This is a genomic window from Streptomyces sp. NPDC085931 (assembly GCF_044540565.1).
GTDB lineage: Bacteria > Actinomycetota > Actinomycetes > Streptomycetales > Streptomycetaceae > Streptomyces.
On sequence record NZ_JBITSK010000009.1, the window covers coordinates 166,643 to 188,344 of the forward strand.

Genomic DNA, 21,702 nt, shown 5'->3' on the forward strand with positions numbered 1-21,702 from the left:
CGGGCCGGGCCCGCGGTCACTTGACCGAGCCCGCCATCACCCCCTGCACGAAGTGCTTCTGGAAGGCGAAGAACACCGCGACCGGGACGATCAGGGACAGGAACGCCCCCGGAGCCAGGACGTCGATGTTGCTGCCGAACTGGCGTATCTGCGACTGCAGTTCCACGGTCAGCGGCTGCGCGGAGCTGTCGGCGAACAGCAGCGCCACCAGCATGTCGTTCCACACCCACAGGAACTGGAAGATGGCCAGGGAGGCGATCGCCGGGCGGCCGACGGGCAGCACCAGGCGGGTGAAGATGCGCCACTCGGTGCCGCCGTCCATGCGGGCCGCCTCCAGCATCTCCTTCGGCATCTCGGCGAAGTAGTTGCGCAGGAGGAACACCGCGAACGGAAGGCCGTAGGCGACGTGGAAGAGGACGACCCCGGGGATCGTGCCGAACAGGCCGAGCTGCCCGAAGAGTTTGGCGACCGGCAGCAGGCCGATCTGCACGGGCACCACCAGCAGGGCGACCACGACCAGGAAGACCGTGTCCCGCCCGGGGAAGTCCAGCCACGCGAAGGCGTAGCCGGCGAGCGCCGCCACGACCACGACCAGCACCGTCGTCGGCACCGAGATCAGCACCGTGTTCCAGAAGGCCTGGGTGATGCCGGCGTTCTCCAGCAGCGCCGAGTAGTTGTCGAAGGACAGTTGCCCCGGGCTGGAGAACACCGTCCACCAGCCGCCCTTCGCCGTGTCCTCGGCGGACCGCAGGGAGGACAGGAACAGTCCGGCCAGCGGGGTCATCCACACCAGCCCCACGACCACGAGGAAGGCCTGGACGACTCCGTTGCCCAGGGAGCGCCGCACCGCGTTCATCGCTGACTCCTTCTGAAACGGCGGACGTTGAACACCATGGCCGGGACGACCAGCAGCAGGAGCAGCACACCGAGCGCGCTGCCGAGCCCCTGGTTGTTGCCGCCGCCGAACGACACCAGCCACATCTGCGTCGCGAGCACGGTCGCGTCCTCCTGCACGGGCCCGGGCGCGATGATGTAGACGAGGTCGAAGACCTTCATCACGTTGATCACGAGGGTGACGAAGACGACCGTGAGGACCGGGGCCAGCAGCGGCACCGTGATGCGGCGGAAGATCTGCCACTCGTTGGCGCCGTCCATCCGCGCCGCCTCCAGCGCGTCCCGGGGCAGCGTCGACAGGCCCGCCCCGATCAGCACCATCGCGAAGCCGGTCCAGATCCACAGGTAGGCGCCGATGATCGCCGGGGTGACCAGGGCGGGGCCGAGCCAGGAGACGCCCTCGTAGGGCGCGGCGAAGTTGGACGCCGGGAGTTCCACCGCGTAGGAGCCCGGTTCCAGGCCCTCGAAGCGGAACGAGCCGTCGGCGGCGGTCGTCGCCGTGGCGACCCGCTCGCCGTCGCGCACCGCCTCGACCTTCATCCCGGGCAGTCCGCTCTCCCGCGCGTCGACCTTGCCCTGTTCCCCTCCCCCGCCGGGGGTGAAGTCCAGGTAGACGACACCGCGCAGCTCGTCCGCTGCGGCCTTGCGCTCCGCCGCTCCCGCGGCAGGCCGGGCGTCACCGGGCAGGTCGGCGGGCTGTACGCCGACCAGGCCCAGCGTGACCGCGTCCCCGGGCGAGACGGCCGCACTGCGGTACGAGCCGTCCTTCTCCTTCGTCAGGCCCTGCCCGTCACGCGCCCGGGCCGTCGGGTAGGACGACTGCTCCTTGAACGCGTCGTGCACCGAGACGACCGCCGCGTTCAGCACGCCCTTGTCGGGGTCCTCGTCGTAGGCGAGGCGGAAGATGATGCCGGCGGCGAGGAAGGAGACCGCCATCGGCATGAAGAGCAGCAGCTTGAAGGCGGTGGCCCAGCGCACCTTCTCCACCAGGACGGCCAGGATCAGGCCGAGCCCGGTGAGCAGGGCCGGGGCCACGACGACCCAGATGGCGGTGTTCCGCACGGCCTTGAGGGTCGCCGGGTCGCGGAACATCTCGGTGTAGTTCTCGCCGCCGACGAAGGTCGTCCCGGAGGCGTCGAAGAAGCTCCGGCCGATGCTGAACAGCACGGGGTAGACCACGAGCGCGCCGAGCAGCAGCAGCGCCGGGAGGGCGAAGAGCAGGGCGACGATCCGGCCGCGCCGCCGCAGGCGCCGGGTGCGGTCGGCGACCGGGCCGGGCGGCGGTGTCGGCGGGCTCGTCTCTTTCACGAGGGTGGCTGTCATGGCGTATCAGTCCTGGTACGCCTTGGCCGCCGCGGCCTCCAGCTTCGCCGCGGTGCCCTTCGGGTCGGACGGGTCGCGCAGGAAGTCCTGCAGCAGCTTCCACTCGCCGGCGCCCTTGGTGCCGCCGAAGGCCGCCGGGGCCTGGTCGGACATGTCGAAGCGGACCGAGTCGCCGGCCTCGACCAGGGACTTGGCGGTGGCGCGGGTGACGTCGTCGCCGTAGGAGGCGAGGTCGAGCTTCTTGTTCGGGGAGAGGAAGCCGCCCGCCTCGGCCCACACCGCGGAGGCCTCCGGGGTGGCCAGGAACTCCAGGAGGGCCTGGGCTGCCTTCTGGTTCTTGCCGTCCTTGAGCACCACGGCGGCGTCTCCGCCGCTGACGACCGGGGCCTCGCCGCCGCCGACCGCCGGGAACGGGAAGAAGTTCGCGTCCTCGCCGACCTTCTTGCCGAACTGGTCCTTGGCGACACCGGCGACGAAGTCGCCCTCGTAGACCATGCCGGCCTCGGGCTCGGGTCCGAACACCTTCTCCACCGAGCCGGGGAAGTCCGTGTTCAGGGCGCCCTTCTGGCCGCCGGCGATCAGCTGCTTGTCCTTGAAGAGCTTGCCGAGCGTGGTGAGGGCGTCGACGACGGAGGAGTCGGTCCACTTCAGCTCGTGGGCGGCGAGGGCGTCGTACTTCTCGGGCCCGGCCTGGGACAGGTAGATGTTCTCGAACCAGTCGGTGAGCGTCCATCCGTCCTGACCGGCGACGGAGAACGCGGCGAGCCCGGAGTCGGATATGGTCTGCCCGGCCTTCAGCATCTCGTCGTAGGTCTTCGGGGGCTTCACTCCGGCCTGGGCGAGGGCGTCGGGGCTGTACCAGACGGTCGACTTGTGGGCGGCCTTGAAGTACAGGCCGTACAGGGTGCCGTCGACGCTGCCGTACTCCTTCCACACGGGCGCGTAACCGGCGTCGACGGACTGCTCGGTCTTCTTCGACAGCGGCTTGAGCCAGCCGTTCTGCGCGAACTGCTTGAGCACGCCGACCTGCGGGACCATCACGACGTCGGGGGCGTTGCCGCCCTCGATCTTGCTGCCGACGACGGTGGAGACGTTGTCGCCGGTGGAGGTGAACTGCGTCTTGGCGCCGGTCTTCTCGGTGAAGGCGTCGAGCACCTTCTGGAAGTTCTTCTGCTCGGTGCCGGACCAGACGCCGGCCACGGTGACCGTCTGGCCGTCGAGGGCCTTGTCGCCGCCGCCGGCCGCGACGGGGCCGCCGCCGCAGGCGGTCGCGCCGAGTGCCAGGACCAGGGCGGTGCAGCCGGTGAGCAGGGTGGTACGTCGTCGCATCATCGTTGATGTCCCTTCGGGGAGTTGACTTGCGGGGCGGTCAGGAACGGATCCACCAGGCGGCCGTGGAGCCGGAGAGGACTCCGGGCGGGCAGGGGCCGCTGGTGAGCAGGGGCGAGCCGGGGACCGGCGCGGGGGTGGGGGCGGTGCCGAAGTTGACGGCGCACACCAGGCCGTCGCCCCGCTCGAAGGCCAGGACCCCCGGCGGGGTGTCCAGCCAGCGCAGCGTGCCCTCGCCCAACTGGGGCAGCGCGGCGCGCAGTTGCAGGCCGTCGCGGTACAGGTGCCAGAACGAGCGGGTGTCGGCGAGGGCCCGGTCGGTGGCGTACTCGGCGAAGTACTCCGGCTGCGGCAGCCAGGGCTTGGCGCTGTCCACGCCCGAGGTGAAGCCGAACGGCGAGGCCTGGCCCGACCAGGGCAGCGGCACCCGGCAGCCGTCGCGGATGCGGGCCCTGCTGCCGGTGCGGCGGAAGATCGGGTCGGTGAGCACGTCGTCCGGCAGGTCCACGACCTCGGGCAGCCCCAGCTCCTCGCCCTGGTAGATGTAGGCGGCGCCGGGCAGCGCCAGCATCAGCAGGGCGGCGGCGCGGGCCCGGGCGGCGCCCAGGCCGCTGCCCTCGGTGGCGGGTTCGCCGTAGCGGGTGACGGTGCGGACCTGGTCGTGGTTGTTGAGGACCCAGGTGACCGTGGAACCGGTGCCGGCGATGTCCTGCATCGCCTCCGAGATGACCTTGCGGAAGGCGTCCGGGTCCCAGGGCGCGCTGAGCAGGTCGAAGAAGAAGGCCTGGTGCAGTTCGTCGGGGCGGACGTACCGGGCGTGCTCACGCGCGGTGGGGACGGAGACCTCGCCGACGAGGAGGCGGTCGCGGCCGTCGCGCTCGGTGTACTCCTCGCACAGGGAGCGCCAGCGGCGCCACACGTCGTGGACCTCGGGCTGGTTCCAGGCGAGCGGGTTGACCGAGTCGCGGGTGCGGGCGTCGGCCTCCGGGTCGTCGGAGTCGGGCAGCTGAGGGTGCTTGAACAGACCGGCGGCGACGTCGATGCGGAAGCCGTCGATGCCCCGGTCCAGCCAGAAGCGCAGGATGCGGTCGAACTCGGCGGGGATCTCGGGGTTGCGCCAGTTCCAGTCGGGCTGCTCCGGCGCGAACATGTGCAGGTACCACTGGCCGGGCCGGCCGTCGGGCTCGGTGACCCGGGTCCAGGCGGGGCCGCCGAACATGGAGTGCCAGTTGTTGGGCGGCTCGGACCCGTCGGGGCCCCGGCCGTCGGCGAAGTGGAAACGGGCCCGGGCGGGGCTGCCGGGCGGGGCGGCGAGCGCCTCGCGGAACCAGGGGTGCTCGCTGGAGCAGTGGTTCGGGACGATGTCGAGCAGCACCTTGATGCCGAGCCGCCGCGCGGAGGCCATGAGCAGGTCGAACTCGCCGAGGTCGCCGAAGACCGGGTCGACGTCGCAGTAGTCGGCCACGTCGTAGCCGTGGTCGTGCTGCGGCGAGGGATAGAAGGGGCTCAGCCAGATCCCGTCGACGCCGAGCTTCTTCAGGTACGGCAGCCCGGCCCGGACCCCGGCGAGATCGCCGATGCCGTCGCCGGTGCTGTCGAGGAAGCTGCGGACGTAGACCTGGTAGATGACCGCGTCCCGCCACCAGTGGTACTTACTCAGCATGCATGCATGTTAGGTAGCGGCGTCAGAAGGGTGTCAACGAAAAGAACAGAAGTGACCGGCCAGTTGGCGTTCCAAACAGGGACTTACTCGGACACACCGGAGCCAGTTGAGATGTCCTCGTTACCTAACATGTAACTAGCGGTTGGAGATGACCGCCAGTTCACGCGCCAGCCGGCGCACCGCCGCCTCGGGCGTCTGCCGCCCGGCCATCGCGTCGTGCACGACCGCCTGCACCACCAGGCTGACCTGGTCGTAGTGCGGGCTCTTGGGACGCGGCTCGGCCGCGAGCACGCTCGCGCGCAGGGTCGGCAGGTAGGGGAACCTGCGGATGAGCGCGGGGTCCGTGTAGAGGTCGGCCCGCACGGGTGGCAGCGCGCCCCGCGTGAGGACCTGGCGCTGGACCGGCTCACTGGTGAGGTAGGCGATCAGGCGCGCGGCGGAGTCGGGGTGCCGCGCGTGCGCGCTGACGGCCAGGTTGGACCCGCCGAGCACACTGGTCCCCGGCCCGTCCGGACCCGGCAGCGGTACGGCGCCGACCTCGCCGGCGATCTTCGAGCCGGGGGCGGAGGCGCCGACGTAGGCGTACGGCCAGTTCCGCAGGAAGAGCAGCCGGCCGTCCTGGAAGGCCCGCTTGGACTCCTCCTCCTTGTACGTCAGGGCTTCCTTCGGGATCCAGCCCTCGCGCACCCCGCGCGCCAGGAAGCCGATGCCCTCCCGGGCCGCCGCCGAGTCGACCGTGACGCGCTCGCCCTCGTCCCCGAGGATCGAGCCGCCCGCCGAGTAGACGGCCTCGGCCGCGTTGACGGTGAGGCCCTCGTACGGCAGGAACTGCCCCGCGTACCCGTCGAGGCCGTGCTTCGGGGCGATGGTTCTCGCATACCGCTCCAGCTCCGCCCAGGTGCGCGGCGGCGCGACGCCCTCCTCGGCGAGGACGTCCTTGCGGTACAGGAGCAGTCCGGCGTTGGTGACGTACGGCACGGCGTAGAGCTGTCCGTCGTAGGTCGCCGTGTCCACGACCGGCTGGAGGAAGGTCTTCAGCGGGAAGCGGTCCGGGGGCAACGGCCTGATCCAGCCGGAGGCGGCGAACTCCGAGGTCCAGTTGACGTCGATGTTGAGCACGTCGAACCGGCTGCGGTCGCCGTCGCGCAGGTCGGTGGCCATCTGGGCCCGGGTCTCGTCGGCCGAGTCGGGCAGTTCCACGAGCGTGACCCGCTCGCCGGGGTGGGTGCGGTTCCAGCCCTCCAGCAGGGGGCCGAGATAGCCGGTCAGGTCCCCGGCGGTGGCCAGGGTGAGCGGTCCGCGACCGCCCGCCGGCCGCTCGCCCGCCTGCGCTCCGGCGGCGACGTGACCGGCCAGGACCACGACGAGAACGAGAAGGCCCCTACCCGCGGCATGGATCCACCGCATAGGTTCCTCCCTGTACACCGGCGACGGGCACCCTTGCCCGGACAGAGGCCATGTATACCTGTTAGGTATGGGCGATACTAGGGCCTGGAGCACATTGGACCGGACAGGAGGACTGCACGCGTGCGCCTGCCCCTCCTGGCCCTCCTGGCCCGCGGACCCGCCCACGGCTACGAGCTCAAGCAGGACCTTGAGCAACTGCTGGGCTCCGCGTACCCTCAGCCGAACGTCGGCCAGATCTATGTGACCCTCGGCCGCCTCGAGAAGTCGGGACTGATCGAGGGCGAGGACGTGGCGCAGTCCAGCCGGCCGAACAAGAAGGTCTACCACCTCACCGACGCCGGGCGGGAGGCGCTGCGCGCCTGGTTCGAGGAGCCCGAGGACGAGCCGCGGGTACGGGACGAGTTCTTCATGAAACTGGCGCTCGCCCCGCAGACCGGCCTCGCCGACCAGATCGCCCTGATCAACCAGCAGCGGCGCCAGTACCTGAACACCATGCGGCAGATGTCGAAGCTGGCCGCCGCAGAAGACCGCGACAACCGCATCGCCCACCTGCTCATCGAGGGCGCGATGCTGCACCTGCAGGCCGACCTCGACTGGCTGGAGCGGTGCCAGGAAGAGCTGGAGGAGCTGGAGTGAGCGACGACCGTCCCGCTCCTGTGCTGCGCGCCGAGGGGCTGGTGAAGACCCACCACGGCGAGGGCGCGCCCGCCCACGCCGTGCGCGGGGTCGACCTGTGCGTCCACCGGGGCGAGTTCGTGGCGATCACCGGCCCGTCCGGCGCCGGGAAGTCGACGCTGCTGCACCTGCTCGGCGGGCTCCAGCGGCCGGACGCGGGCAGCATCTGGCTCGACGGCGAGCCGACCGACGCCTACAGCGAGGCCCGCTGGGCGGTGGAGCGCCGCAAGCGGATCGGGATCGTCTTCCAGTTCTTCAACCTCGTGTCCAACCTGTCCGTCGCGGACAACGTGGAGCTGCCCGCCCTGCTCGCCGGGGTCGCGCCCAGGCGGGCCCGGGCCGAGCGGGAGCAGCTCCTGGCCGAGCTGGGCCTGACCGGCAAGGAGCGCAGCATGCCGGGCGAGCTGTCCGGTGGTGAGCAGCAGCGCGTGGCCCTCGCCCGGGCCCTGGTCAACCACCCGCCGCTGCTGCTGGCCGACGAGCCCGCGGGCAGCCTCGACAGCAAGGGCACCCGCGAGGTGATGCGGCTGCTGTCCCGCTTCCACCAGCGTGGCCAGACCATCCTGCTGGTCACGCACGACGCCCGGCTGGCCAGCGCCGCGGACCGGGTGATCAGCTTCTTCGACGGCCGCATCGCCGACGACGCGACCCTGGACGGCGGCACCCCGCCGCGCCGGGCCGGCATATCCGGCGTGCTGGAGCTGAAGGACTGAGATGCGCGTGTACGACGATCCCCGGACGGGCTGACCCGTATGCGAGCGACCCTGCGCTGGGCCCACTCCGATCTGCGCACGCACCGCGGCGAGGCGCTGTTCCTCGTCCTCGCCACCGCGGGCATCGTCGCCTCCCTGCTGCTGGCCACGGCCCTGTTCGGGTACGCGACCAACCCCTGGCAGCGCGTCTTCACGCAGTCGCACGGCGCGCACGTGTGGCTGCACACCGACACCGCCGCCGACACCCGCGAGCTGGCCGCGCTGGACGGCGTCGACGAGGTGGCCGGCCCCTACCCCACCGCGGCCACCACCGTCTCCGCACGCGGCAGCCGCGCTTCCGTGGAGCTGCGGGCCACCGCGGAACGCCCGTCCGTCGGCCGCCCGCCCCTGGTCTCCGGCCACTGGCTGGACCCCGCCACGCCGAACGGCGTCGTGCTGGAGAGCCGCCTGGCGCGCGCCCTGCTCGCCCAGCCCGGCGACCTGCTCACCGTGCCCGGCACCGCCCGCGAGCTGACCGTCGTCGGTGTCGCCGACAGCGCCGAGCCGCGCTACCGGCCCGGAGAGCAGCCGGGCCTGGTCTGGGCGCTGCCGCAGGCCGTGCCCGACCCCGGCGGCCAGGTGATCGGACTGCGCCTGACGGACCCCGACGACACCTCCTACCTCGTGCAGCGCGCCGTGACCGTGCTGGGCGCCGGGGCCATCGGCGAGGTCTCCACCTGGCAGCAGGCCCGGGCCGAGGCGCAGGGCGACAACCGGCTGCTCGGCCAGGTGCTGGGCCTGTTCGGGCTGGGCGCGCTGGTCGCCGCCGGACTCGCCGTGCACGGCGCGATCGGCACCCGCATCCGGGGCCATCTGCGCGACCTGTCCGTCCTGAAGGCGATCGGCTTCACCCCCGGCCAGGTGGTGCGGATCTTCCTGCTCCAGCACCTCGCCTACGCCCTGCTGGGCGCCGTGGCCGCCGCCGCGCTCGCCGAGGCGCTGGGCAGCCGGATCCCCGGGCGGCTCGGGGACGCGGTCGGTGTGTGGCAGGGCCTGCCCGGGCACACCGTGGCCCTGCTCGTGATCCCGGCCGGGGCGGTGCTGTTCATCGGCGCCACCACCGGGCTGGCCGCGTGGCGGGCCGGACGGGTGCCGCCGGTGCCGGTGCCGCGGCCGGCCGCGACCCCGGGCGGGCGGCTGTCCGGGGTGGCCCGCCGGGCCCTGGGGATGCGGGTGCCGCCCGCGCTGGTGCTGGGCTGGCACAAGGCGTTCACCCGCCGCCCCCGGTCCCTGGCCACCGTCGCCCGCCTCACCCTGCCACTGCTGCTGATCGTCGTGGCGATGAGCGCCTGGACCACCATCGACCGCTTCCACAGCCGGCCCGAGCAGATCGGTCTGCCCACCACGCTCAGCGTCCGCGCCGACGCCGGACTGAGCGAGCGGCAGGCCCGCTCTCTGCTCGAACGCGACCCGCAGGTCGCCGCCGCCTACCCCGGTGTCGAGACGGCCGCGCTGGTCCCCGGCCAGACGGCGACCATCGCCCTGCGCGGCCTGGGCACCCACCGGGAGCCCTACCCGTACACCCTCGCCGAGGGCCGTCCCGCCCGCGGCGCCGACGAGGCCGTGGCCGGGCAGGGGCTGCTCGACCTGCTCGACGTGCGCGTCGGCGACTGGGTGCGCATGACCGTCGGCGACCAGCCGCAGATCCTGCACATCGTGGGCCGCAGCATCGAGCCGGAGAACGCGGGCCGGGTCATCACCACCTCCCTCGACACCCTCCGGGACAACGACCCCGGCCTGCGCCCGACCCTCTACGAGCTGCGGCTTGCCCCCGGTGCCGACCCCGGGCAGGTCGCCGAACGGCTGACCGCGGCCGGGCGCGGCCATCTCGACGTGCACGCCGTGACCAACCCCGCCGACGGGCTCTCGCCCCTGCGCGCGGTGGTCGCCGGGCTGATCGCCGTCCTGGCCCTCATCGGGCTGATCGAACTGCTCACCGCGATCGGCGGCACGGTCCGCGAGGGCGAGCGGGATCTGCTCGCTTTGAAGGCCATCGGCCTGTCCCCGCGGCAGATCACCGCGATCACCGTCACGGCCACCGGCCTCACGGCCCTCGCGGCCGTGCTCGCCGCCACCGCCCTGGGCCTGCCGCTCGCCCACTGGCTGATCGACGCCCAGGGCCGGTCCAGCGGCATCGGCGCCGGGATCGCCCAGGGCCCGTCGGCGGTGCTGATGCTGCTGGTCGGGGCCGCCGCCGTGCTCTGCGCGGCGGCGCTGGCCGCGGTCCCCGCCGCCCGGTCGGCCCGCCGCCGCCTCGCGGACACGCTCAGCGCGGTGGCCTGACCGGCCCGGACCACCGGGGGCCCTGCCGCATCAGCCGCCGCCGTGGGGGTGGCGCGGGCGCGGGTGCGGGCGTGGGTACGGCGTCTGCGGCCGGCCGTACGGGTGGCCCTGCGGCGGCACGTACGGGTTTCCCGCCGGAGGCGTCCCCGGAGGCATGCCCGCCGGAGCCAGGGTCGCCGGGTGCGCGGTCAGTCTGATCCCGTACCGCCGCTTGAGCCGGCCCATCTCCAGCAGCGCGATCGCGGTGACCGTCACGGGGGCGCCCAGGATGAAGACGTACCCCAGGGTGAGGCTGAGCCCGTGCAGATCCCCGGTGACCAGGTCCGGGACGGCCACCAGCCAACTGGTCACCATGGCGAGCAGCGGGGGGAGACAGCGGTGCGTGGCGGCCGTGCCGAAGAAATTGCCGGAGACCCGCACGGCCCCGTACGCCGTGAAGACCAGCAGCCACAGCATCGTCAGCCCCGCCCCGATGATGACGACCGGGTTCGCCGACGCGTTCACCGTCCGCACCAGCAGCAGCAGTACGGCCACGCACGCCACGAACAGCACCAGCAGCGCGGCGGAGTCGAGCAGCGGTCCGCGCAACTGCCGCACCGTGCCCCCGCGCCGCCAGACGAAGAGCATCACCCCGACCGTCAGCGGTGTGAGGAAGAGCAGCACGACCGAGGCCGTCAGCGCGTTCTCCAGCAGCTCCGTCACGTCGAAGCCGCCCTCGACGAACGTGTAGACCCCCAGGGAGGCGACCGCCCCGGCGACGACCCGGAACCTCTTGAGCCGCTCCACGGACCGGTCGAGCGCCTGAGGGATCCAGGCCGGATGGAACACCGCCCGGGCCGCGTGCTGTGGCTTCAGGACCGCCCCGGCCGTCAGCGTGCCGCCCGTCCAACTCCCCCGTGTGCGTGCCATCCCGCGCTCCCCCGAGCACTCGTTGTCATGATCGCCGGGAGTCTACGGGACGCGGACGGCACACCGCCGCCGCGTCCCCTGCCCGGCCTGTGACGATCGCCGGCCCTAGTCCCGGCCGCGCAGCTCCCGGTAGGTCGCGACCAGCGCCTTGGTGGACGGGTCGAGACCGGGGACGTCCGCGCCCTCGGTCAGGGCGGGTTCGACGCGCTTGGCGAGGACCTTGCCGAGTTCGACGCCCCACTGGTCGAAGGAGTCGATGTTCCACACCGCGCCCTGGACGAACACCTTGTGCTCGTACAGGGCGACGAGCTGCCCGAGGACCGACGGGGTCAGTTCGGTGGCCAGGATGGTGGTGGTGGGGTGGTTGCCGCGGAACGTGCGGTGCGCCACCTGCTCCTCGGGCACCCCCTCCGCGCGTACCTCTTCGGGCGTCTTGCCGAAGGCGAGGGCCTGGGTCTGGGCGAAGAAGTTGGCCATGAGCAGGTCGTGCTGCGCTTTGAGTTCGTCGCTCAGCTCGGCGACGGGCCGGGCGAAGCCGATGAAGTCGGCCGGGATGAGCTTGGTGCCCTGGTGGATCAACTGGTAGTAGGCGTGCTGCCCGTTGGTGCCGGGCGTGCCCCACACCACCGGTCCGGTCTGCCACCGCACCGGCTCGCCCTGGCGGTCCACCGACTTGCCGTTGGACTCCATGTCGAGCTGCTGGAGGTAGGCGGTGAACTTGGACAGGTAGTGGCTGTAGGGCAGCACCGCGTGCGACTGGGCGTCGTGGAAGTTGCCGTACCAGATGCCCAGCAGGCCCATGATCAGCGGGGCGTTGGACTCGGGCGGCGCGTTGCGGAAGTGCTCGTCGACGATGCGGAAACCGTCCAGCATCTCCCGGAAGCGGTCCGGACCGATCGCGATCATCAGGGACAGGCCGATCGCCGAGTCGTAGGAGTAGCGGCCGCCGACCCAGTCCCAGAACTCGAACATGTTGTCCGTGTCGATGCCGAACTCGGTGACCTTCCCGGCGTTCGTCGACAGGGCCACGAAGTGCCTGGCCACCGCCTTGTCGTCCCCCAGCGCCTCCAGCAGCCAGGAGCGCGCGGAGGTGGCGTTGGTGATCGTCTCGATGGTGGTGAAGGTCTTCGACGCGACGATGAACAGCGTCTCGGCCGCATCCAGGCCGCGGATCGCCTCGTGCAGGTCGGCGCCGTCCACGTTCGACACGAAACGCACCGTCAGCTCACGGTCGGTGAAAGCGCGCAGCGCCTCGTAGGCCATCGCCGGGCCGAGGTCGGAGCCGCCGATGCCGATGTTGACGACGTTGCGGATGCGCTTGCCGGTGTGGCCGGTCCACTCGCCCGAGCGGACCCGGTCGGCGAAGGCGGCCATCCGGTCCAGCACGGCGTGCACACCCGGCACGACGTTCTCACCGTCGACCTCGACCACCGCGTCCCGCGGGGCCCGCAGCGCGGTGTGCAGCACGGCCCGGTCCTCGGTGGAGTTGATCCTCTCACCGCGGAACATGGCGTCCCGCAGCCCGAACACGTCGGTGGCCGCGGCCAGTTCCCGCAGCAGGGCCAGCGTCTCGTCGGTGACCAGGTGCTTGGAGTAGTCGATGCGCAGGTCGCCGACGCGCACGACGTAGCGCTCGGCGCGGCCCGGGTCCTCGGCGAACTGCTCGCGCAACTGGACCTCGCCCAGCTCCTCACGGTGCCTGGCCAGCGCCGCCCACTCGGAGGTCCGGTTGAGCCTGGTACGGCCGTCCTTGTTCATCTCGACTTCAGCCTTCTTTCCTGTCCTGCCTGTGCTGCCGCGTACCTGCCCCGCTGCCGGTCCCAACCTAGTTGATCAGCGGTTGCCGTGGCCCGTCGTCGCACCGTCCTGCGGCACGACAACAGGTACGTCCCGGCGGCGCACGGGTATCAGCGCGCTGACGGACAGGACGAAGAAGGCGGCCGCGAGCAGGGCCGGGGTGTTCTCCCCCCAGGCCGTGGCGACGGCCCCGCCCAGCAGTGCGCCCAGGGGCGCGCCCGCGACGGCGAGCGTGCGGTAGGCGGAACTCACCCGGCCCAGCAGCTCGGCGGGGCTGCGCTGCTGCATCAGCGTCGTGGTGTTGACGTTCCACACCATGCCCATGAACCCGAAGAGGGCCAGGGCGGCCGTCAGCGCGAACATGCTGCGCACCGAGCCCATGACGAGGAGCGCTGCCGTCTGCGCCGTCCCGGCGACGAGGACCATGCGCAGCCGCCCGAAGCGGGTGACGAGCCGGCCGCCCGCCACTCCCCCGGCCAGGCTGCCGGCCGTGAAGGCGGTCATCGCCGCCGCGTAGCCCGCGTTCCCGGCGTCGAGCCAGCCGGTCACCAGGACCACGAGCGTGGCGACGAGGGCGCCCATGCCGATGTTGCACAGGGCGGTGGCGGTGCACAGGCCGCGCAGGGCCCGGTCGCGCGCCAGCGTGCGCAGCCCTTCGGCGATCTCGCGGCGCAGGGTGCTGCCCGCCGGTCTCGGCTTCCGCTCGGTCGCGGTGGCCGGCAGGGAGGCGATGAGCACGGCGGCCACCAGGAACGTCACGGCGTCGGCGGCGAAGGGCACGGCCGCCCCGGTCATCAGCAGCAGCGGCACCGCGGGTGCGCCGAGCAGTCCGCCCGCGATGCGCTGGCCGGTCAGCAGCCGGGCGTTGGCACTGCCCAGCGCGTCCCGGTCGACCAGGGCGGGCAGCAGCGCCGTGGCCGCGTTGTCGAAGAGGGTCTGGAGCGTGGTCAGGGCGAAGGCCAGCGCGAGGAGCAGGCCGATCGACGCGTGGCCGAGGGCCACGGCCACCGCGAAGGCGCCGACCAGCAGCCCGCGCACGGCGTCCACGAGCCACATGGCGCGCCGCTGGTCGACCCGGTCGGCGACGGCCCCGCCGAGCAGGCCGAAGACGATCCAGGGCAGATAGCCGCAGGCCGTGACCGAGGCGACCAGCAGCGGCTCGTCGGTCAGCGTGACCGCGAGCAGGGGCAGCGCGGCCGTGCGCAGCGCGTCCCCGAAGCTGGACAGCACGGCGGCGCTCCACAGCTGTCCGAAGCCCCCGCGCCACGCGGGCGCACGCACGCCTCGCACCTCGGTCGTCGCCACCGCTCCCCCTCAGTTCGCCCGATGCACAAACCGTAAGGGGCACCACTGACAGTCGGTCGCGGCGGACCGGGAAGGCAGCTCCGGCCGGGCACCCGCTGGTGCCCGGCCGGCTTTCGACTTCTAGATCTCGCCCCGCAGTTTGGCGAGCGCCTCGGCGAGGATCGCCTCCCCGTCCGCGTCACTGCGCCGCTCACGCACATACGCCAGGTGCGTCTTGTAGGGCTCGGTGCGCGGCGGGGCCGGGGGGTTGTCCCGGTCCTGGCCGGCCGGGAAGCCGCAGCGGGGGCAGTCCCAGGTATCGGGCACCTGCGCGTCGCTGGCGAAGCTCGGCTGAGTCTCGTGTCCGTTGGAGCACCAGAAGGAGATGCGCAGCCGCGGCGCGGACTCGCCGCGCTCGGCCTCGCCCATCGGCCCCGCTCCGACCCGGCTTCCCCGGATCGCGTTGCCACTTGCCACGGTCGTAACTCCCTGCGTGATGGTGCCGCGAAGCGAGTCGGCGTTCCGCTTCGCTGCGAGCGCCTCAGTCTACGTAAGGCCCAACGCGCGTCCAGTGATTGGAGTTACAACCCTCACACCTAGACGCAAGCCCCATGATAGGCCGCGCTCAGCTGCGCGTACCGAACATGGGGCCTTACGTACGGGTTCCGTGCGATCGGGGCTCGGTCAGTTGTTCACCTTCATCAGGATGCCGAGCACGACAATGCACGCGAACCACAGCAGACCGACCACGACGGTGATCCGGTCGAGGTTGCGCTCGGCGACCGAGGAACCACCGACGGAGGACTGCATGCCGCCACCGAACATGTCGGAGAGGCCGCCGCCCTTCCCCTTGTGCATCAGCACCAGCAGCATCAGCAGCAGGCTGAAGACGATCAGGGCGATCGAGAACCCCAAAACCACGGCTGGACCAACTTCCTCGGACTCGGATGGACGACGCGGGGCCCAGCACGGCGCTGGACCCCGCAAGGGTACGACGAATCGCCGTTAGCGCATACTCACTGGTCGCGGAAGCGCACGATCTTGACGAACTCGTCGGCGTCCAGGGAGGCGCCGCCGACCAGGGCGCCGTCGATGTCGGCCTGCGCCATGATCTCGGCGACGTTGCCCGACTTCACGGAGCCGCCGTACTGGATGCGGACCTTGTCGGCCAGCTCCTGCGTGTACAGCTCGGCGATCCTGCCGCGGATGGCGGCGCAGACCTCCTGGGCGTCCTCGGCGCCGCAGACCTTGCCGGTGCCGATGGCCCACACGGGCTCGTAGGCGATCACGACGGTCTCGGCCTGCTCGGCGGGGAGGTCCTGCAGGCCGCCCTCGACCTGGGCGAGGGTGTGGGAGACGTGGTTGCCGGCCTCGCGGACCTCCAGTTCCTCGCCGACGCACAGGATGGGGGTCAGGCCGTGCTTGTAGGCGGCCTTGACCTTGGCGTTCACCAGCTCGTCGGTCTCGCCGTGGTACTGGCGGCGCTCGCTGTGGCCGATGGCGACGTAGGTGCACTTCAGCTTGGCCAGCATCGGGCCGGAGATCTCGCCGGTGAAGGCGCCGCCGTCGTGCGCCGAGATGTCCTGGGCGCCGTACTTGATCTTGAGCTTGTCGCCGTCGACCAGGGTCTGCACGGAGCGCAGGTCGGTGAAGGGCGGCAGGACGGCGACCTCGACGGCCTCGTAGTCCTTGTCGGCCAGGGCGAAGGCGAGCTTCTGGACGTGCGCGATGGCCTCGAGGTGGTTGAGGTTCATCTTCCAGTTGCCCGCCATCAGCGGCGTGCGCGTGCTCATGTAGGTCAGTCCTCCAGTGCGGCGAGGCCGGGGAGCGTCTTGCCCTCGAGGTATTCGAGGGAGGCGCCGCCGCCGGTCGAGATGTGGCCGAATGCCGTCTCGTCGAAGCCCAGGGTGCGCACGGCCGCGGCGGAGTCGCCGCCGCCGACCACGGTGAAGCCCGGGGAGTCGATGAGGGCCTGGGCGACCGCCTTGGTGCCCTCGGCGTAGTCGGGGTGCTCGAAGACGCCCATGGGGCCGTTCCAGAAGACGGTGGCGGCGTCGGCGAGCTTGGACGCGTACAGCTTGCGGGTCTCGGGTCCGATGTCGAGACCCTCCTGGTCGGCCGGGATGGCGTCCGCGGCGACGGTGGTGGGGTTGGCCGGGGCCTTGGTCTTCAGGTCCGGGAAGTCGGCCGCGACCAGGGTGTCGATGGGCAGGACCAGTTCTACCCCGGTCTTCTCGGCCCGCTCGATGTACTCCCGCACGGCCGGGATCTGGTCCTCCTGCAGGAGGGACTTGCCGATCTCGTGCCCCTGGGCCTTGAGGAAGGTGTAGGCCATGCCGCCGCCGATGAGGATCCGGTCGGCCTTGCCGAGCAGCTGGTCGATGACGGCGAGCTTGTCCGAGACCTTGGCGCCGCCGAGGGCGACGACGTAGGGCCGCTGGACGTCGTCGGTGAGCTTTTTGAGGACGCCGACCTCAGCCGCGATGAGGTGGCCGGCGTAGTGCGGCAGCCGGGCCGGGAGGTCGTAGACGGAGGCGTGCTTGCGGTGCACCGCGCCGAAGCCGTCACCGACGTAGACGTCCGCGAGGGCGGCGAGCCGGTCGGCGAAGGCGGCGCGCTCGGCGTCGTCCTTGCTGGTCTCGCCGGCGTTGAAGCGGAGGTTCTCGAGGACGGCGACCCGGCCGTCCGCGAGGCCGGCGACGGTCGACTCGGCGGACTCGCCGACCGTGTCGGCCGCGAACGCCACGTCGGCGCCGAGGAGTTCCCCGAGACGGGCGGCGGCGGGCGCGAGGGAGAAGGCGGGGTCCGGGGCGCCCTTGGGGCGGCCCAGGTGCGAGGCGACGACCACGCGGGCGCCCGCCTCGGCGAGGGCCTTGACGGTGGGCAGCACGGCGCGGATGCGGCCGTCGTCGGTGATGGTCGTGCCGTCCAGCGGCACGTTCAGGTCGGCGCGGACGAAGACCCGCTTGCCCGCGACTCCTTCGGTGAGGAGTTCGTCGATCGTCTTCATGGGGACTCCTGCAAGTGCTCGTGATCGCTCGGAAGCGCTCGGGATCGAACAGGTCGGTTCTGTACGTGAGTCAGGGCTCGGACCGCGCGGTCACGCGCTGCCCGAGCCCTGCCCTCACATGGAGGCCTGCTCTATTCGATCAGAGCTGGTTGCCGACGAAGACCGTGAGGTCGACGAGGCGGTTGGAGTAGCCCCACTCGTTGTCGTACCAGCCGATGACCTTCACGTTCTTGCCCTCCTGGACCATGGTCAGGGAGGAGTCGAAGGTGCAGGACGCCGGGGCGTTGACGATGTCGGACGAGACGATCGGGTCCTCCGTGTACTCGAGGATGCCCTTCAGCTCGCCCTCGGCGGCCTTCTGGAAGGCGGCGTTGACCTCTTCCTTGGTGACCTCGCGGCCCAGCTCCAGGACCAGGTCGGTGACCGAGCCGGTGGGGACCGGAACGCGCATGGCCATGCCGTCCAGCTTGCCCTTCAGCTGGGGCAGGACCAGGGCGGTGGCCTTGGCGGCACCGGTCGTGGTCGGAATGATGTTCTCGGCGGCGGCACGCGCGCGGCGCAGGTCCTTGTGCGGGAAGTCCAGGATGCGCTGGTCGTTGGTGTACGCGTGCACCGTCGTCATCAGGCCCTTGACGATGCCGAAGTTCTCGTCGAGGACCTTGGCCATCGGCGCCACACAGTTGGTGGTGCAGGAGGCGTTGGAGATGACGTGGTGGTTCGCCGGGTCGTACGTGTCCTGGTTGACGCCCATCACGATGGTGACGTCCTCGTCCTTGGCCGGAGCCGAGATGAGGACCTTCTTCGCTCCGCCCGCGATGTGCTTCTCGGCGTCGGCCTTCTTGGTGAAGATGCCGGTCGACTCGATGACGATGTCGACGCCCAGCTCGCCCCACGGGATGTCGGCGGGGTTGCGCTCGGCGAGGACCTTGATGGTCTTGCCGCCGACGGTGATGGTGTCCTCGGTGTGCGTGACCTCCTGCTTGAGGCGGCCGAGGATGGTGTCGTACTTCAGCAGGTGAGCGGTGGTCGCGGTGTCACCCAGGTCGTTGACAGCCACGATCTCGATGTCTGCACCCTGCTCCAGCAGCGCGCGGAAGTAGTTACGACCGATGCGGCCGAAGCCGTTGATGCCTACGCGGATCGTCACGAACCGATCTCCTCGTTGGTACGCCGGCCATGAAGAGCCGGCGAGCTCTGTTTGGGATGTCCCCGACCGCCTCCGACCCTACCTCCCTGAGGCCCCGGTGGTGACATCCAGATGCCCCATACACGGCAGGGCGGTCCGTACCGGCCAGTAGGGGTACGGACCGCCCGACCCCGGGAGCGAGGATCACCCGATCTCGCTACCCGGAGTGGTGCCTGTCGTGCGCGGAGTTCCCCCTTCGGGTGAGGTCACACGTCTTCGGGGGAGATCACACGTCGAGGGAGGCGAGCGCCTTCCTCATCAGTGCCGCCCGGTCGGCGGCGGTGGCGACGTGCTCCAGGCCGAAGCCCAGCAGCACGGTGTCGTCCGTGGTGACCGCGCCGTAGGTCTGGAACAGGGCCCCGGTGCGGGTCCAGTCCTTGGTGACGGCCGGGCTGCCGGCGGGCGGTCCGGCGGCCTTCCACGCGCCGAGCGAGGTCTCGAAGCCCTCGGTCTCCTTCGCCGTGCCGCCCACGACCAGCGAGGCGTCGTCGGCCAGGACGCCGTGGCCGCCGGTGCCCGGGTCGGTGACGTAGCTGATCGCGACCTCGATCGTCCTGCCCGCGTAGGCGCTCAGGTCGAACTCCACCTGCTGCCAGCCGCCGGAGCTGCCGGTGAGGCTGTTCCACGCGCCCGTGCTGCCGGTGGCCGTGCAGCCGTCGTCGGACCGGGTCAGGTAGTGCGTCAGCCAGGGGTGCTCGCGGACGTAGAACCCGCCCTCGCACTCCGTCGGCACGGTCGCCCTGGTCGCGCCGCCCTTCTCGGGGAGGGTCGTCCAGTCGTCGGCGCCCGCCGTGTGGGCCTCGATCAGGACGTTGTCGTAGCCCGGCTCGGTGTCCCACATCAGCTGGGTGCGCAGCGTGGGCCGGTCCGCCGCCGTGACAGCGGTGAGGTCCACGGTGCGCATGAGGCGCTTGTAGCCGTCGTCGGTGTGGACGGCCGCGGCCATCGAGGAGCCGGCGTACGGGCCGTAGGGGTTCACGGCTCCGGCGAACTGCCCGGCGCCCTTGCTCGCGAACTGCGGGAACCGCTCGACGGGCAGTTCGTCGGAGGTGACGCTGTAGCGGCCCGCCTTGTCGAGCGGGTTGCCGGGGGCGGCGGCGAGCGGGCCCGAGAAGCCGCGCAGCTCACCGGCGCCGGTGAAGCCGGTGGCTCCGCCGGCCGAGGTCCGGCTGTAGGCGCCCAGGTAGTACTGGCTGAAGTCGTCCGACAGGGCACCGCCGCCGAGGTCGACGCTGCCGCCGGCCTGCTCGCCGGCCTCGATCAGCCGCCCGCCCTCGTTGAGGAAGGCCCGCAGCTGCAGCTGGGTGGCGTTGCCGGGGACGCTCGCGCCGGTGTAATGGACGACGGTGTCGAAGTGGCTCAGCACGCCGAGCGCGTCGGGCGCGCCGCTGCGGGCGACGTCCCAGACGACCGCCGTGCGGCCGCTCGCCCGGAGCGCGTCCACGTACTTCTGCGCCTGCGTGGCGGTCGCGCCCTCCTCGGCGACGACGAGGGTGTTCGCCCGGGGCCGCTCGGCGACGGTGTAGGTGAAGCGCTCACTGGAGACCTTCTTGCCGCCGCGCGTCTCCGCGGTGAACCACACCTCCACCTTGTCACCGGGCCCGCCGTCCTTGACCTTCGCCCGGTACTCGTCGAAGTAGAGGTTGTCCTCACCGCCGTAGGTCTCGCCGCCCTTCCACGGCTTGAGCGCCATGTCGTGGGTGCGGCCGCCGTTGACCCGGTACTTCAGTTCCTTGTCGCGCAGCGCCTTGCGCGCGACGACGGAGACCTCCTGGTCGGCGCCGCGCCCGTACGACGTCGGGAACGCGGCCGGGGTGAAGTCGGCGGCGCTCAGTCCCACCGACGACTTCGGCCGGTCGGGGCGGGCGGCGGACTCGGCCACGGAGAGCGCGAACGGGACGTTCTTGGCGAACTCCTGCTGGATCAGCTTCTCGTCGTCCGGGAAGGTGAAGACCGAACGGCAGTCGGAGGCCTTCCACTCGTCGTCCGGGTCCAGGTTGGAGGCGGTCTGGCAGGTCGACATCTCCGGGGTGAACATCGCCAGCCCGTTGACGTTCGCCGCGTGGCCGTCGGCCTCGCCGTTGGTGGTGTACAGCTCGGAGGAGACCTGGGGGTGGTAGCCCGGGACCGCGGGGTTGTCGGGCGTGCCGGCGAGCGCCTTGTACGCGACGTCGTCCGGGGTGTTCGTGGCCACCTGCCAGCCGACTCCGTAGAGGATCAGTTCGGCCGCGGAGTGGTAGTTGATGCCGTACGTGAAGCCGATCCGCTTCTGGAAGGCGTCCAGGGCCTTGGTCTCCGGCTCGGAGTTCGGGCCGGCGCCGCGGTAGGTCTCGCTGGTGGGGTTGGGGGACGAGCCCTCGTTGTCGTAACCCCACTTGTAGGCGAAGTTGCGGTTGAGGTCGACGCCGTCGCCGGTGGTGATGGCGCCGTCGCCGTTGACGTCCCGGAGGTTCTTGCGCCACATGCGGTTGGCGTCGTCGGCGTGGGTGAAGTCGTAGCCGTCGGGGTTGGCCGAGATCAGGAACCACAGCTCGGTGGAGTCGACGATCTTCTTGACGCGCCGGTCCTTGCGGTAGTTGTCCAGGTAGTGGTGCATCAGGCGCCGGGTCATCTCCGGCGTGATCCACTCGCGCGCGTGCTGGTTGGACATGTAGAGGACGGCGGGCTTCGAACCGTCCTTGGTCTTCTTCGCGCCCTTGGTGAGCTTCAGGGCGAGGATGTCCTGGCCCTTCACGGTCTTGCCGATGGAGACGACCTTGGTGAGGCCGGGGTTGTCCTGCGCGGCCCGGAGGATCTCCTCCTTCAGGCCGCCCTGCCCGCTGTACGGGCGGAACACGCCGTCGGCGGCGGCCTCGACGCGGGCGTCCGCGCGGGCGGAGAGCGTGTGCTCGGCGAGGTCGACGCCCTGCTTCTCCAGCTTCTCGGCCTGACGCTCGGTCAGGTAGACCTCGACGTCGGCGGTGCCCTTCTCGGGCACCCGCTCACTGAGTTCGTGGCCGTCCTGGCCGGCCGCCAGCAGCAGGGGTACCTGCTGCCGGGTGACGTCGGCGCGGAAGACCTTGACCTCGTCCGGGTCGGACGGATTCGAACGTGCCGGTTGTGCCTGGGCGATGGGTGCGATGCTCGCTCCGCCGAACAGGAGCGCGCCGACAGCGAGGATCGATCTCGCTCTTCGTCTCATGAACCCCCC

17 protein-coding genes are annotated in these 21,702 nt (G+C 71.4%); 3 read left to right on the forward strand and 14 right to left on the reverse strand.

From position 1 onward, the window contains the following. Positions 1 to 16: 16 nt before the first annotated feature. From ACIGAN_RS21030 to ACIGAN_RS21050, 5 genes are all read right to left on the reverse strand, one after another. On the reverse strand, positions 17 to 856 hold the full coding sequence (locus ACIGAN_RS21030) for a carbohydrate ABC transporter permease (protein WP_365089044.1): 840 nt from the start codon (positions 854 to 856) through the stop codon (positions 17 to 19). Next, positions 853 to 2,217: an ABC transporter permease subunit gene (locus ACIGAN_RS21035; RefSeq protein WP_399859455.1), complete on the reverse strand. Its 1,365-nt coding sequence runs from the start codon at positions 2,215 to 2,217 to the stop codon at positions 853 to 855. The genes ACIGAN_RS21030 and ACIGAN_RS21035 overlap by 4 nt, the downstream gene beginning before the upstream one ends. A 6-nt stretch (positions 2,218 to 2,223) precedes the next feature. After that, on the reverse strand, positions 2,224 to 3,549 hold the full coding sequence (locus ACIGAN_RS21040) for an ABC transporter substrate-binding protein (RefSeq protein ID WP_365745057.1): 1,326 nt from the start codon (positions 3,547 to 3,549) through the stop codon (positions 2,224 to 2,226). Positions 3,550 to 3,586: 37 nt separating this feature from the next. Next, on the reverse strand, positions 3,587 to 5,209 hold the full coding sequence (locus tag ACIGAN_RS21045) for a glycoside hydrolase family 13 protein (RefSeq protein ID WP_365745059.1): 1,623 nt from the start codon (positions 5,207 to 5,209) through the stop codon (positions 3,587 to 3,589). Between the two features lie 135 nt (positions 5,210 to 5,344). Next, positions 5,345 to 6,616, reverse strand: a complete 1,272-nt coding sequence (locus tag ACIGAN_RS21050) for an ABC transporter substrate-binding protein (protein ID WP_399859458.1) — start codon at positions 6,614 to 6,616, stop codon at positions 5,345 to 5,347. Positions 6,617 to 6,736: 120 nt separating this feature from the next. Between ACIGAN_RS21050 and ACIGAN_RS21055 the strand changes: the two genes are divergently transcribed. From ACIGAN_RS21055 to ACIGAN_RS21065, 3 genes are read left to right on the forward strand one after another with little or no spacing between them, the layout of a single operon-like run. Next, positions 6,737 to 7,252 carry a PadR family transcriptional regulator gene (locus ACIGAN_RS21055; RefSeq protein WP_309097075.1) on the forward strand — a complete coding sequence of 172 codons (516 nt, stop codon included), beginning with the start codon at positions 6,737 to 6,739 and terminating at the stop codon, positions 7,250 to 7,252. Next, complete coding sequence (locus ACIGAN_RS21060; protein ID WP_365745062.1) at positions 7,249 to 8,004, forward strand: ABC transporter ATP-binding protein; 756 nt, start codon at positions 7,249 to 7,251, stop codon at positions 8,002 to 8,004. Before ACIGAN_RS21055 ends, ACIGAN_RS21060 begins: the two co-directional genes overlap by 4 nt. 39 nt (positions 8,005 to 8,043) lie before the next feature. Continuing rightward, on the forward strand, positions 8,044 to 10,326 hold the full coding sequence (locus ACIGAN_RS21065; RefSeq protein ID WP_365089035.1) for an ABC transporter permease: 2,283 nt from the start codon (positions 8,044 to 8,046) through the stop codon (positions 10,324 to 10,326). 30 nt (positions 10,327 to 10,356) lie between these two features. On the opposite strand, the gene ACIGAN_RS21070 is transcribed toward ACIGAN_RS21065, so the two are convergent. The 9 genes from ACIGAN_RS21070 to ACIGAN_RS21110 all read right to left on the reverse strand — a co-directional run bounded on the left by ACIGAN_RS21070 (position 10,357) and on the right by ACIGAN_RS21110 (position 21,693). After that, positions 10,357 to 11,235, reverse strand: coding sequence for a hypothetical protein (locus ACIGAN_RS21070; RefSeq protein WP_399859462.1), 879 nt, complete (start codon positions 11,233 to 11,235; stop codon positions 10,357 to 10,359). Between the two features lie 105 nt (positions 11,236 to 11,340). Then, positions 11,341 to 12,993, reverse strand: a complete 1,653-nt coding sequence (pgi, locus tag ACIGAN_RS21075) for a glucose-6-phosphate isomerase (RefSeq protein ID WP_399859465.1) — start codon at positions 12,991 to 12,993, stop codon at positions 11,341 to 11,343. Between the two features lie 75 nt (positions 12,994 to 13,068). Further along, positions 13,069 to 14,313 (reverse strand): MFS transporter, encoded by a 1,245-nt coding sequence (locus ACIGAN_RS21080; RefSeq protein ID WP_399859468.1) that lies wholly within the window; start codon positions 14,311 to 14,313, stop codon positions 13,069 to 13,071. A gap of 144 nt (positions 14,314 to 14,457) precedes the next feature. Continuing rightward, positions 14,458 to 14,793, reverse strand: coding sequence for an RNA polymerase-binding protein RbpA (locus tag ACIGAN_RS21085; RefSeq protein ID WP_010352468.1), 336 nt, complete (start codon positions 14,791 to 14,793; stop codon positions 14,458 to 14,460). 207 nt (positions 14,794 to 15,000) lie between these two features. After that, positions 15,001 to 15,231: a preprotein translocase subunit SecG gene (secG, locus tag ACIGAN_RS21090; protein WP_009300451.1), complete on the reverse strand. Its 231-nt coding sequence runs from the start codon at positions 15,229 to 15,231 to the stop codon at positions 15,001 to 15,003. Positions 15,232 to 15,332: 101 nt separating this feature from the next. Then, positions 15,333 to 16,109 (reverse strand): triose-phosphate isomerase, encoded by a 777-nt coding sequence (gene tpiA / locus ACIGAN_RS21095; RefSeq protein WP_365737575.1) that lies wholly within the window; start codon positions 16,107 to 16,109, stop codon positions 15,333 to 15,335. 5 nt (positions 16,110 to 16,114) lie between these two features. Next, a complete protein-coding gene (locus ACIGAN_RS21100) occupies positions 16,115 to 17,326 on the reverse strand; it encodes a phosphoglycerate kinase (RefSeq protein ID WP_399859470.1) in 1,212 nt (403 codons plus the stop codon). 139 nt (positions 17,327 to 17,465) lie between these two features. After that, positions 17,466 to 18,473, reverse strand: coding sequence for a type I glyceraldehyde-3-phosphate dehydrogenase (gene gap, locus ACIGAN_RS21105; RefSeq protein WP_309094746.1), 1,008 nt, complete (start codon positions 18,471 to 18,473; stop codon positions 17,466 to 17,468). A 265-nt stretch (positions 18,474 to 18,738) separates the two neighbouring features. Next, the gene (locus ACIGAN_RS21110) at positions 18,739 to 21,693 is read right to left on the reverse strand and encodes a M14 family metallopeptidase (protein WP_399859474.1); all 2,955 of its coding nucleotides are present in this window, start codon (positions 21,691 to 21,693) and stop codon (positions 18,739 to 18,741) included. Positions 21,694 to 21,702 lie beyond the last annotated feature (9 nt).

Coding starts and splice junctions, on each gene's coding strand:
- tpiA (WP_365737575.1), bottom strand. CDS start 16,109: ATGAGCACGCGCACGCCGCTGATGGCGGGCAACTGGAAGATGAACCTC.
- ACIGAN_RS21065 (WP_365089035.1), top strand. CDS start 8,044: ATGCGAGCGACCCTGCGCTGGGCCCACTCCGATCTGCGCACGCACCGC.
- ACIGAN_RS21110 (WP_399859474.1), bottom strand. CDS start 21,693: ATGAGACGAAGAGCGAGATCGATCCTCGCTGTCGGCGCGCTCCTGTTC.
- ACIGAN_RS21070 (WP_399859462.1), bottom strand. CDS start 11,235: ATGGCACGCACACGGGGGAGTTGGACGGGCGGCACGCTGACGGCCGGG.
- ACIGAN_RS21035 (WP_399859455.1), bottom strand. CDS start 2,217: ATGACAGCCACCCTCGTGAAAGAGACGAGCCCGCCGACACCGCCGCCC.
- ACIGAN_RS21045 (WP_365745059.1), bottom strand. CDS start 5,209: ATGCTGAGTAAGTACCACTGGTGGCGGGACGCGGTCATCTACCAGGTC.
- ACIGAN_RS21030 (WP_365089044.1), bottom strand. CDS start 856: ATGAACGCGGTGCGGCGCTCCCTGGGCAACGGAGTCGTCCAGGCCTTC.
- pgi (WP_399859465.1), bottom strand. CDS start 12,993: ATGAACAAGGACGGCCGTACCAGGCTCAACCGGACCTCCGAGTGGGCG.
- ACIGAN_RS21040 (WP_365745057.1), bottom strand. CDS start 3,549: ATGATGCGACGACGTACCACCCTGCTCACCGGCTGCACCGCCCTGGTC.
- ACIGAN_RS21100 (WP_399859470.1), bottom strand. CDS start 17,326: ATGAAGACGATCGACGAACTCCTCACCGAAGGAGTCGCGGGCAAGCGG.
- ACIGAN_RS21050 (WP_399859458.1), bottom strand. CDS start 6,616: ATGCGGTGGATCCATGCCGCGGGTAGGGGCCTTCTCGTTCTCGTCGTG.